Source organism: Bradyrhizobium sp. MI1.10, from assembly GCF_055811035.1.
In genome coordinates, this window is sequence record NZ_JBVVPN010000049.1 from 44,344 (window position 1) to 55,493 (window position 11,150).

An 11,150-nucleotide genomic window follows, 5' to 3' on the forward strand; every position below is an offset into this window, starting at 1 on the left:
CCAATAGTTTGACGCCGCCCGGCTTGAATTTGGCGAAACCCTGACCATTTTGAGCCGACCTTGCCGCCGGGGGTGTCGGAAGAAACTGTTGTGATTCAACGTGTTGGCATGCCCCCGCTGGGCAACGCACTGTTCACTCTCAGGCAAGCCCGTCAGGACTTTGTCGCTTAGACTGTGTTATAGAACCATCGAAACGAGCCAATTCGAAAGAGCAGATCTCATGGCAGTGCATCAGGTCAATCCGGGAGGAAAGCTCGCAACGCTTGATCCGATCTGGGATCGGATCCGCGGCGAAGCGGAGGACATCGTCCATCGCGAGCCGGAGCTTGCGACCTTCATCTATTCGACGGTGCTGCATCACAGCCGCCTGGAAGATGCTGTCATCCATCGTGTCGCCGATCGGCTCGATCATTCCGCGCTGTCGGGCGATCTCGTGCGCCAGACCTACGACGAGGCGCTACGCGATGATCCCGATCTCGGCAACGCGTTCCGCGCCGATCTCGTCGCCGTTTACGACCGCGACCCCGCGACGTCGCGCTTCATCGACCCGTTGCTCTATTTCAAGGGCTTTCACGCCATCCAGACCCACCGCCTCGCGCATTGGCTCTATCTGAAGGGCCGCAAGGATTTTGCGTATTATCTGCAGAGCCGGGCGTCTGCGGTATTCCAGACCGACATCAATCCCGCCGCGCGCATCGGCCGCGGCATCTTCCTCGACCACGCCACCGGTTTCGTCTGCGGTGAGACTGCGCTGATCGAGGACGACGTCTCGATCCTGCACGGCGTCACGCTCGGCGGCACCGGCAAGGAGAACGAGGACCGCCATCCGAAAATCCGTCACGGGGTCCTGATCGGCGCGGGCGCAAAGATCCTCGGCAATATCGAGATCGGTCATTGCGCGCGCATCGCGGCGGGCTCGGTCGTGGTCAAACCGGTGCCGCACAACGTGACGGTCGCAGGCGTGCCCGCCAAGGTCGTCGGCGAAGCCGGCTGCGCCGAGCCGTCGCGCACCATGGATCAGATGATCAACGCCATGGGACTTTGAGGCGGGACTCTGAGGCGGACTTCGAGCTTGTCGGAAGGGCGGGATTTCCCGCCCCTTTCGGTCCCCAAATTCTTTGGCAATTCATGCTGGCGGTTGGTCGCGTCTCGTCCTAAAACCCGCGCCAACCTAGATTTCGATTGGAGACTTGCCGTGGACGTCAAGGAAGTTAGGAAGCTCGACGCGTACCTGAAACGCGTATTCGGCAATCCCAAGATCCGCGTCGTGCCGCGGCCTAAGAAGGATGATTCCGCCGAAGTCTATATCGGCGAGGAATTCATCGGTGTGCTCTTCGTCGACGACGAGGACGATGATCGCTCGTTCCAGTTCCAGATGGCGATCCTCGAGGACGATCTGGTCGACCAGGAGTGATGCGACACGACTGGTGAGGCGGAACTTCCCGCCCTCACCATTTGGTGTCTGACGCGGCGGTGCGATCGGCCGCCGCTTTTCCCATATTCCTTCCATGCGAACAGTTCTGATCTCCGGGGCGGGGATTGCAGGGCCGACGCTCGCCTATTGGCTCAAGGCGGCGGGCTACGCGCCGACGCTGGTCGAGCGCGCGAGCGCACTTCGTCGCGGCGGCTACGTGATCGATTTCTGGGGACTCGGCTACGACATCGCCGAACGGATGGGGCTGCTGCCGGCGATCGAGAACGCCGGCTATCGCGCCAGGGAAATGCGGATCGTCGACGATCATGGCCGGCGTATCGCCGGATTTGGCACGGACGTCCTCGACGATCTCACAGGCGGCCGCTACGTCACTCTGGCACGAAGCGATCTGTCGCGCCTGCTGTACGGTACGGTCCGCGACGGTGTTGAAACGATCTTCGATGAGGAGATCGTTGGCCTGGAGCAGCAGCCTGAATGGGTCGACGTCCAGTTGCGGCGCGGCGGGAGCCGACGTTTCGATCTCGTCGTCGGTGCTGACGGCTTGCATTCGCAGGTGCGCAGCCTTGCGTTCGGCTCGATCGGGACGTTCGAAAGAAATCTCGGCTATGGCGTCGCGGCATTCGAAACCCGCGGCTATCGTCGTCGCGACGAGAATGTGTATCTGATGCACAACCGGCCGGGCCGGATGATTGGCCGTTTCGCGCTGTGCAATGATCGCACCTTGTTCCTCTTCGTGTTTCGCGGCGATGCAGGCGGGCCTGCCGCAAAGGCACAGCTGCGTGATCTCTATCGCGACGCCCGCTGGGAATGCCCAGACATTCTGAACGAACTCGAGCGCACCGATGATTTGTATTGCGACCGGGTCAGCCAGATCAGGATGGACGGCTGGTCGCGGGGCCGCGTCGTGCTGATTGGAGACGCTGCCTTCTGCGTGTCGCTCGTCGCCGGGCAGGGCTCGGCTCTGGCCATGATCTCTGCCTATGTGCTTGCGGGAGAACTCGCACGCGCCGACGGGCGCCACGAGCAAGCATTCAGCGCCTATGAGACCCGCCTTCGCAGCTATATCGGCGCCAAGCAGCGCGGAGCGGAGCGCTTCGCCGCGGCATTTGCGCCGCGGACGTCATGGGGATTGTGGTTTCGCAATCAGGTCGTGAAGGCGTTCTCGTTTCCCGGTGCGGCGAGACTCGCCATCGGTCGAGACCTTGCCGACAAGCTGGATCTGCCGACTTATCGCTGGAGCGATCACAAGGAGATCGGCGTTTGAATTGCCTGCGGCTTTGAATCTTTTTCGAAAAGACGAATTCTCGGGAGGGGCCGAATTTTTTGCAGGCTGGCTTCGAAAATACGAAGTCATGCCAGGCACTTGGCTACTGTGCATGGGGTTGTTTTCGCAGTTTTTGTTTTGGAGGCTCGGGGCGCAGAGGCTGCGCTCAGCCCTTCGGGCCGCGCAGTTGCGCCGTCAGCTTCTCCATCGCTTCCGCCGCATCGCGCCACTGCGATAGCCAGCTGCGCGGAAAGCGGAAGGTGAGGTCGGCGCCGCCGACGCGGCGTTCGGCGAGGCACATGCCGGGCGTCGCCGCATCCCGCGTGCAGCGCGCGGTCAGTGCAGGACTCGCGGCAGAGTAGAGATCCTCGTTGCCGTAGGGCGTATCGGCGCGGAACATCCGCATTGTTAGCCCGTCCTGGGGCGTTGCCGCGGCCTGGTCGAGATAGCGCGGATAGATCGTGGCGGTGCGCTGCTCGGGCGAGAGCGCATCGCGATGCGCGGCGATCGACAGGAAGATGCGGTCGATCGGCTGCATCGCCGCATCCACACTATCGGCGGTGACGTGCTTCGGCGCGCCCGGCGGCTCGAGCGAGGGATACAGGAAGTCGAGATCGATCCGCTCCTGCGGCCCGGAGTGGCGCTGGATCTTCATGCGGATCGCATTGGTCGGCAGGTTGAACAGCGTGCCGCCGACGCTCACCGGCAGCTTGTCCGGGGCGCTCGCGCCGCTCGGGCCCCAGGTTGGCCACAACAAATAGGCGACGAGCGCGACGGCGCACATCGCGGCAGTGCCGCCGAGCACGATCGGCACCACATGGGCCCGGGTGTGCGCTCGGGGAGATTGAGGGGAAATTGCCGAAAACACCGTCATGAGCCGCGCGAATGAGCCGGAAGTCGGCCGATGGCCGACGAATCAGCAGCGAATATGCCACGCGGCTGCGATTTCGCGGAGCGTTCGCCGGCTGCAGGGAAGGGAGACAGGCCTGCGTGGAACGGCCGGCGGCGTTAACCTTCCCTTAAGGATAATGTAGCGTTAACCGGCACTCTTTGTCACAGGAAGTCACCTCGCGTTGCGTAAGGGCGGACCGTTCCGATGACACCTGAAGCTCTCAATACATTCTTCTCGATCGGCATCGGTTTCGCGCTCGCGGGAGCGCTCGTCAGCGGATATCAGACGGTCGCACAGCGGCCCGCCGGCTTCGGTCTGTTGCAGGACGGCGTGGCGCCGAAGACCTTCGCGGCGGTTCCGTTCCTGGTGTTCGCGGCGCCTTTCATCATCATGCGCAACACCCTGCGCGGCAGGCAGGTGGAGAGCCGCCGCGTCGAATTCGTGATGATGGCCACCGTCATCGCCGGCTTCTGGAGTATGATGAGCGGCACCTTCTTCCTGATGACGCTCCGCGCGGCCGGCGTTCTGGTCTGATACGGGCGCTGTAGGGCTGCCTGCGCGGCGGGCCTTTGCGTCAAGGCTGCCGTTTCGCTATGGCTGGGGTTGACCCGACAGGAGACCCTCATGGCGATCTACGAGCTCGACGGGCAGGCGCCCGACCTTCCCGCCGACGGCAATTACTTCATCGCTGAGACCGCCACCGTGATCGGCCGCGTGCGCCTGAAGCCGGGCGCGAGCGTCTGGTTCGGCGCGGTGCTGCGCGGCGACAATGAGTGGATCGAGATCGGCGAGGGATCCAACGTGCAGGACGGCTCGACCTGCCACACCGATCTCGGTTTTCCGCTTCACATCGGCAGAAACTGTACGGTCGGCCACAACGTCATCCTGCACGGCTGCACCATCGAGGAGGGCGCACTCGTCGGCATGGGCTCCATCGTGATGAACGGCGCCAGGATCGGCCGCAACAGCATCGTCGGCGCCGGCTCCGTCATCACCGAAGGCAAGGAATTCCCCGAACGGTCCCTGATCATCGGCTCGCCGGCGCGGGTGATCCGCACGCTCGACGACGCCCAGGTGCAGAAGATGGGCAGCGCGGCGAAGTTCTACGTCGCGAACGGCCCGCGCTTCACGAAGGGTCTAAAGCGGATCGACTGAGATGCACGCAGGCCGTGTGCGGCCGGCATCTGGTTCCGTACCGTAAAAACACCCGCCGGTATTTTAATCCTCCGCTAGCGCCATCATGCCTATCCTGGAGCGTTTTCAACCAGGAGGAGTGGCGCCATGGATGCTGCGGCGCTGGGATCCGGACTCGGCGCCGGAACCAAATTTGTGAAAAAGCTCGTTCGTTTCGCTCGCGGCGCGGATACCCTGAGCGTTGCGGAGAAAGTCTACAGCATTGCCGGCTTTCTCGCGATCGTCACTACCTTCCTGCTCGTGATGTCGATCCAGACCGTCCGCCTGCAGACGACCTACCGCCACATGCACGCCTCTTCGGCGGAGGCGGCGATCAATGTCGGGCGTATCAACACGCTGATCTACGCCGTCGTCATGGAATCGCGCGGCATCTACATGTCCGCCGATCGCGGCGCGATGAAGCAGTTCGCCGACGGTCTGGTGCGCCGTAACCGCGAACTCGCCGAGGCGGTGAAGAGCATGGAGCGGACCGTCGCCGCCGACGATGCCGCGCAAGTCTCGAGCTTCCGCCAGCGCATCGCGCAGTTCATCGAATTTCGCCAGGAGCTTGTTCGGCGCGGGCTGGAGATCAGTCCGGCCGCAGCGCGCGAATGGGGCGATAACGACACCAACCGGACGCTACGCAACAAGCTCAATCTCGATCTGGAGACGCTGGAACGGATCTACGGGCAGCGCGCCCGCGAGGCGGACGAACTTGCCAACGAGAACCGCTATGCCGCGGCTTATTTGTTCGTGCTCGGGCTCGTGGCGCTCGTTTTCGCGGGGCTGAACGTCGTTGTGATGCGGGGCTCGGTGGTCGGGGCGCTGGCTGAGATCACGCAAGCGACCGACCGCATTGCCGGCGGTGACGTCAAGAGCGAGGTGCCGCATCTCGGCCGTCACGACGAGATCGGTCGTCTTGCGCGAGCCGTACAGAACTTCCGCGATGCGGTGGCGCGGATCTTCGAGCTCGAGGAGATCGAACTCGGCACAGCGCAGGCGCGCGACGCGGCCATGACCGAGCGCGACAAGTTCAACGACAAGTACCAGGCCAAGAAGTGGCAGCTTTCGGCCGCTATCAACAGCATGCCGCAGGGCCTGGTTATGCTCGACGGCAAGGCCAATGTGGTCGCGATGAACACCAACTACCGGGGGATCTACAATCTACCCGAGACGATCCAGGCCGGGTCGACGGTCGAGGAAATTCTCCAGCACAGAGTCAGGAGCGGGTTGTTCAGCGGTAACGTCGCGAAATATGTCGCGGCGGTCCTCGACCGGATCACCAAGCGCGAGCCGGCGGTCGACGAGGTCGCCCTGAATGACGGCCGCATCATCAAGATCTACGAGCGTCCGATGGACGGTGGCGGCTGGGTGTCGGTGCAGGAAGACGTCACCGAGCAGCGTCAGCGCGAGCGCATTCTCGAGCGGATGGAGCGCTTCCTCGCCACCATCATCGAGAACGTGGCCGAGGGCATCATCGCCAAGGACGCGCGCAATTTGCGTTACGTCTTCGTCAACAAGGCGGCCGAGAACATGATCGGCATGTCGCGCGGCGAGATCATCGGCAAGACCGCGCGGGAGTTGTTCTCCGCGGAGGCAGCCGAATTGATCGAGCAGCGCGACCAACAGCTTCTGGCGCAGAAACAGCAGCTCGAGCCGATCGTCGATACCATCGACAATGCCGCGCGCGGGCGCCGCGTGATCTCCGCCCGCCGTGTCCAGATCGGCGGCGCAGGGGAAGAGTCCCACATGTTCGTGACCATGGTCGAGGACCGGACCGAGGGGATGGTGGCGGCCGCGTAGTTCAACGGCGCGCCCCATTCGAAGCGGCGCCTCAGCTTCCCTCGGATTCGCGCGCTTCGATCGCACCCGCGACCCTCTCGTGACCGGCAGCCCACAACGCGTGTTCGTCGCTGCCGTCCGAGTAAGGATTGGCTTCTGCCGGAATGTTTTCGCGCGCGGCGCGTTCGCCCTCTGCAAAAGGATCGCGATCCGTCATCCTGATTTCGCCTCTCTGGTTTGCAGCGTCGAACGCGATCGGCTTTCGCATGATCGTGGCTCTCCCCCTTTCAAGCTGAACTGACGGCAATTGTTCCGGAACCGGTCATCGATGCGGCGGTTGATCGGTAAAGGAGCATTCGAATGGCAACATCGTCCGCAACCTGTTCAATCAAGACCATGATTGTCATCTTCGCCCTTGCCGCGATGCCGGCCGTAGCGTTCGCGCAAGCGAGCGGCGGCGCAGCGGGATCGGCCGGAGGTGTCGCCAATTCTCCGGCTCCGCCGCCCGGGACCAACAGCCTGGGTACGGCGCAATCATCGGGAGCGAATGCCACCTCCGGAACCACCACCGGGACCGGCGCAGGTGGATCCACCGACGCCGCCGTCAACGCCGAGAACCGGCTGCTCGACAAGAAGCTCAAGAGCATCTGCCGCGGCTGCTGACGCTCGCGCGGAAGTGAGGCAGCGTGGCTGTCCGGAATGCCCAGGGAACGCTAGCTTGATCCTGCTTTGAGCGTGGAGCGTGTCCACGCGGAGGATCGAAGATGATGATGGCGGCGCTGGCCGTCGCGATAGTCGGGCTGTCAGCCCCACAGGCCGCCCAGGCGCGGGGCGGTTTCGGCCACGGTGGTGGCGGCTGGGGCCACGGTGGCGGCTGGGGTCACGGCGGCCACTGGCATGGCGGTGGCTTCTGGCCGGGAATCGCCATCGGGGCGGGTATCGCCGGCGCGGGTTATTACGGCGGCTATTACGGCTACGGCCAACCGTATTACGGCGATCCCTATTACTATGGTACCGGCTACGACGATGGTGGCTATGGCGGCTGCTACGTCGTGCGCAAGCGCGTCATGACGCCGTCGGGCTGGCGCATCCGCTCCGTGGATGTCTGCGAATAGGCGGCGGTACCCGTTAAAAAACAAGGCCGTTGACGCAATATACCGTCAACGACCTTGCCAGCCCCGGACATTGAAATCGGCTCACGCCATCCGGTGACGGCGAGCATCGCTCGGAATCATACGGGCGAATGTGATCCAGTTCACAAGTCCAAAAATTTAGGCGGCGCCGGCTGCTCAGCCGCGCGAGCGCTTGCGTGCACTGGCATGGACACGATGCCGCGCCGGTTTCCTGCGGGTAACCGAGGGAGTCTCCGCCTCGGTCGCCCGGGCGCTCGCAAAGGATTGCCGCAGGCCGTCGATGGACTCGTTGAGTGTCGTGACCTGCTCGGACAGACGCTTGGTGTCGGCCTGCTGGAATGCGAGCAAGCGCTTCATACTCTGGAGCTGGTCCTGCACGACCTGAAGCTGGTCGATCGATTCCTGCTGGGTTGCCTCCAGCCCCTTGGTCTTCTCGACCAGCTGCTCGGATGCCTGTGCGGTCCGAGCCTGAAGCTGCCGCGACGCAACCACCCGGTCGGTCTCAGGGGCTGAGCCGGTAAAGGCGCGCCAGATCGCGATCGAGGTCACACCGGCGATCAGCAGGAGGAGGGCGGCGGCGGTCAGCGCGATGGGCTGGGCGCCGAGGCGAAGAAGCGGGTTGGACGGTGCGTCCTCTGCGAGATCGATCATCGCTGACAAAACCCAAATTGAAACTTGGTGAGTGGCGAAGACCGGCAACCCTGAGGCCACCGGGTGTCCCGAAAGCGTTACGTTTCGGCAAGGAATGGGACCAAAAAGAGGCTAAGAGCAAAAAAACCAGCAATCAGGATGCCTTAGGGCATCCAAGCGCCCGTCAGAGGCAGAGATCAGGGCTGAAACGGCGAAAACGGACCTGAATAGGTCTTCGATCGGGGCGCCGCATAGGGTCCGAGCCGGGAGGTTTTCAGTCCCAATCGCACCAGTGATTCCGCCAAGGTCACCGCGGCCGCGACGCCGTCGATCACGGGCAGGCCGTGCGTGGCGGCGAGTTCATTGGCGAGATCGGCCATGCCGGCGCAACCGAGCACGATGGCCTCTGCGCGGTCGTCGCGGATCGCGGCCGTGATTTCCGTAGAGATTTTTGCGAGCGCATCGGTGTTGCGCTCCTCGAGTGCGAGCACCGGCACCTCGGCAGCGCGGACGCGGGTGCAGCGGTCGGTGAGGCCGTATTTCCGCAAATTATGTTCGATCGGCACGATGGAAACACCGAGCGTCGTCACCACGGCGAAGCGCGCGGCGATCAGGCTCGCCATGTGGAAGCCGGCCTCGCCAATGCCGATCACGGGCGTCTTTGCCGCGGCGCGCGCGGCGTCGAGACCGGTGTCGTCGAAGCAGGCGATGATGTGCGCATCCGCGCCGTCGCGGTCGGCCTCGCGGATGCAGCCGAGCATGCCGGGCACCGCGAACGCCTCGTCGTAAAATCCCTCGATCGAGACCGGGCCCATCGTGGGCTGGCGCGCATCGATCATCGTGTCGGGCAGGGCGACGCTTCGCGCGGCAGCGGCGATCTTCACCGTCATGGTCGCAGCGGTGTTGGGATTGACGACGTGAAGCCGCATCAGATCAGACAAGCCCCTTTTCAGACAAGCCCCTTGCCGGCGTCCGAGCCTTTGGCCGCCTGTCGCTTGTTCAGCATGTGGATGGTGCCAAGCGCAAGCGCGATCACCGTGAACGAGACGGCCGAGATCACGGTGCCGAGCGCATAGATGTCGGGGTTGGTCACGGTGGTGGTGAGGCCCTGGAGATCGAGAGGCAGCGTGTTCACGGCCCCGATCGCCTGGCTGGAACGCGCGAGTTCGTCCCAGGACAGCGTGAAGCCGAACAGGCCGATACCGATCACGGAGGGCAGGATGATCGGCAGCACGACATGACGGAACGCCTGCCACGGCGTCGCACCGAGATCGCGCGCGGCTTCCTCGAGCCTGGGATCGAAGCGGTTGAAGATCGCGAACATGATGAGCAGGCCGAACGGCAGCGTCCAGGTCAGATGCGCGCCGAGGCCGGAAGTGAGCAGGCCCATCGAGGTCTCGAAATTCTCGTTGAAGGTGCCCTTGATCACATCGTCGATGATGCGGAATTCAAGCGAGATGCCGAGCGAGGTGATGATCGAGGGCACGATGAGGCTCGCGATCGCCGAGTAGAACAGGATGCTTTGCGCCTTGAACTTGCGGCGAAACGCCATGCCCGCGGCGACCGACAGCACGACGGTGACGATCATCACGATAATGCCGAGCAGCAGCGAACGGCGAAAGGCCGCGCCGAGATCGACGATGCCGGTACCCTGGAACAGTTTTGCGATCCAGAAAGTCGACACACCGTTCATCGGGAAGGTGAGGCCACCCTGCGGCCCCTGGAACGACAGCACGTAGATCGCGATCATCGGGCCGTAGAGGAACAGCGTGTAGGCCGCGAAGAAGATCGCGAGCACGTAGAAAGAGCGCGGGCGTCCTTCCTTCATGCTCTAGAGCTCCTTCTTGATGTCGACGATGCGCGACATCATGGTGATGATCAGGAAGGTGATGACGAGCAGGATCACGGCGTTGGCCGCTGCTGCGGGGAATTGCAACGCGTTCACCCGCGTCTCGATGATCTTGCCGGCGGCCGCGATCTGCTGCCCGCCCATCACGCCGATGGTGATGAAATCGCCCATCACGATGGTGATGACGAAGATCGAGCCGATCACGATGCCAGGTTTTGCCAGGGGAATGATGACGTTGACGAGGGTCTGGAAACCGGTCGCGCCGGCGTCATAGGCAGCCTCGATCAGCGATTTGTCGATGCGTACCATCGAATTGAAGATCGGCACCACCATGAAGAAGGTGAAGAGATGCACAAGTGCCAGCACCACGGAGAATTCGGAGAACAGCAGCCATTCAACGGGATGGTTGATCAGCCCCGTCTTCACCAAGCCTGAGTTGACAAGGCCGTTGCGTCCGAGCAGCGGAATCCAGGCGATCATGCGGATCACGTTGGAGGTCCAGAACGGGATCGTGCAGAGCAGCGACAGTCCCATCTGCCAGGTCTTCGACTTGACGTGGAAGGCGAGGAAGTAGGCGACCCAAAAGCCAATGAAAAGTGTGATGACCCACACGAGGAAGCACAGCTTCAGCGTCTTCAGATAAGTCTTGGCGATCGTGCAGAGATCGGGGAGCTGCGCGATGCAGCCTTCGAACGTGTCGGTGTAACCGCGGCCCGAGAAGGCCGGCAGCAACTGGTATTCGTTGTAGTCCCAGAACGAGACGATGACGACGAAGACGAGCGGGATCAGGAAGAAGGCGAGGAACACCAGCATCATCGGCCCGGCCTGAAGCCAGGAGATGAAGGAGGGTGACAGGCGGGGCGCGGGGGGGGGGGGGGCCGGCGCCCCCCCCCCCCCGGGGGGGCGCCGCCCCCCCGACGCGAGAGCGCGTGAACTAAACCGGCTTTCCCGTATAGGGCATCGACGCCGTCAGTCCGCCGTCCACCGGGAAG

At 63.3% G+C, this 11,150-nt stretch carries 14 protein-coding genes; 8 read left to right on the forward strand and 6 right to left on the reverse strand.

Features of this window, described 5'->3' with window-relative positions:
- Nucleotides 1-220 precede the first annotated feature (220 nt).
- From cysE to AC0L3K_RS34075, 3 genes are all read left to right on the forward strand, one after another.
- On the forward strand, nucleotides 221-1,045 hold the full coding sequence (gene cysE / locus AC0L3K_RS34065) for a serine O-acetyltransferase (protein ID WP_007602549.1): 825 nt from the start codon (nucleotides 221-223) through the stop codon (nucleotides 1,043-1,045).
- 150 nt (nucleotides 1,046-1,195) lie between these two features.
- Nucleotides 1,196-1,414, forward strand: coding sequence for a DUF3126 family protein (locus AC0L3K_RS34070; protein WP_007602550.1), 219 nt, complete (start codon nucleotides 1,196-1,198; stop codon nucleotides 1,412-1,414).
- 94 nt (nucleotides 1,415-1,508) lie between these two features.
- Entirely contained in the window at nucleotides 1,509-2,699 is a 1,191-nt protein-coding gene (locus tag AC0L3K_RS34075; protein WP_473367643.1) for an FAD-binding domain, read from the forward strand.
- Nucleotides 2,700-2,865: 166 nt separating this feature from the next.
- On the opposite strand, the gene AC0L3K_RS34080 is transcribed toward AC0L3K_RS34075, so the two are convergent.
- Nucleotides 2,866-3,573, reverse strand: coding sequence for a hypothetical protein (locus tag AC0L3K_RS34080; protein ID WP_007602552.1), 708 nt, complete (start codon nucleotides 3,571-3,573; stop codon nucleotides 2,866-2,868).
- Between the two features lie 222 nt (nucleotides 3,574-3,795).
- Here AC0L3K_RS34080 and AC0L3K_RS34085 point away from each other — a divergent pair, with 222 nt between their 5' ends.
- The 3 genes from AC0L3K_RS34085 to AC0L3K_RS34095 all read left to right on the forward strand — a co-directional run bounded on the left by AC0L3K_RS34085 (nucleotide 3,796) and on the right by AC0L3K_RS34095 (nucleotide 6,567).
- Nucleotides 3,796-4,125 (forward strand): DUF6949 family protein, encoded by a 330-nt coding sequence (locus AC0L3K_RS34085; RefSeq protein ID WP_007602553.1) that lies wholly within the window; start codon nucleotides 3,796-3,798, stop codon nucleotides 4,123-4,125.
- Nucleotides 4,126-4,215: 90 nt separating this feature from the next.
- Nucleotides 4,216-4,746, forward strand: coding sequence for a gamma carbonic anhydrase family protein (locus AC0L3K_RS34090; RefSeq protein ID WP_007602554.1), 531 nt, complete (start codon nucleotides 4,216-4,218; stop codon nucleotides 4,744-4,746).
- Nucleotides 4,747-4,920: 174 nt separating this feature from the next.
- Nucleotides 4,921-6,567, forward strand: coding sequence for a PAS-domain containing protein (locus AC0L3K_RS34095; RefSeq protein WP_473256050.1), 1,647 nt, complete (start codon nucleotides 4,921-4,923; stop codon nucleotides 6,565-6,567).
- 31 nt (nucleotides 6,568-6,598) lie between these two features.
- Here the strand turns inward: AC0L3K_RS34095 and AC0L3K_RS34100 are convergent, their stop codons facing one another.
- Nucleotides 6,599-6,814: a hypothetical protein gene (locus tag AC0L3K_RS34100; RefSeq protein WP_007602555.1), complete on the reverse strand. Its 216-nt coding sequence runs from the start codon at nucleotides 6,812-6,814 to the stop codon at nucleotides 6,599-6,601.
- Nucleotides 6,815-6,906: 92 nt separating this feature from the next.
- Between AC0L3K_RS34100 and AC0L3K_RS34105 the strand changes: the two genes are divergently transcribed.
- Both AC0L3K_RS34105 and AC0L3K_RS34110 read left to right on the forward strand, forming a co-directional pair.
- Complete coding sequence (locus AC0L3K_RS34105) at nucleotides 6,907-7,209, forward strand: hypothetical protein (protein ID WP_007602556.1); 303 nt, start codon at nucleotides 6,907-6,909, stop codon at nucleotides 7,207-7,209.
- Between the two features lie 101 nt (nucleotides 7,210-7,310).
- Complete coding sequence (locus AC0L3K_RS34110) at nucleotides 7,311-7,661, forward strand: hypothetical protein (protein ID WP_473367644.1); 351 nt, start codon at nucleotides 7,311-7,313, stop codon at nucleotides 7,659-7,661.
- Between the two features lie 174 nt (nucleotides 7,662-7,835).
- On the opposite strand, the gene AC0L3K_RS34115 is transcribed toward AC0L3K_RS34110, so the two are convergent.
- The 4 genes from AC0L3K_RS34115 to AC0L3K_RS34130 all read right to left on the reverse strand — a co-directional run bounded on the left by AC0L3K_RS34115 (nucleotide 7,836) and on the right by AC0L3K_RS34130 (nucleotide 10,974).
- Complete coding sequence (locus AC0L3K_RS34115; protein ID WP_219683847.1) at nucleotides 7,836-8,330, reverse strand: hypothetical protein; 495 nt, start codon at nucleotides 8,328-8,330, stop codon at nucleotides 7,836-7,838.
- 176 nt (nucleotides 8,331-8,506) lie between these two features.
- Nucleotides 8,507-9,238 (reverse strand): aspartate/glutamate racemase family protein, encoded by a 732-nt coding sequence (locus tag AC0L3K_RS34120; protein WP_219683861.1) that lies wholly within the window; start codon nucleotides 9,236-9,238, stop codon nucleotides 8,507-8,509.
- A 20-nt stretch (nucleotides 9,239-9,258) separates the two neighbouring features.
- A complete protein-coding gene (locus tag AC0L3K_RS34125) occupies nucleotides 9,259-10,137 on the reverse strand; it encodes an ABC transporter permease (protein WP_007602561.1) in 879 nt (292 codons plus the stop codon).
- A gap of 3 nt (nucleotides 10,138-10,140) precedes the next feature.
- Entirely contained in the window at nucleotides 10,141-10,974 is an 834-nt protein-coding gene (locus AC0L3K_RS34130; protein ID WP_473258798.1) for an ABC transporter permease, read from the reverse strand.
- Nucleotides 10,975-11,150: the final 176 nt, after the last annotated feature.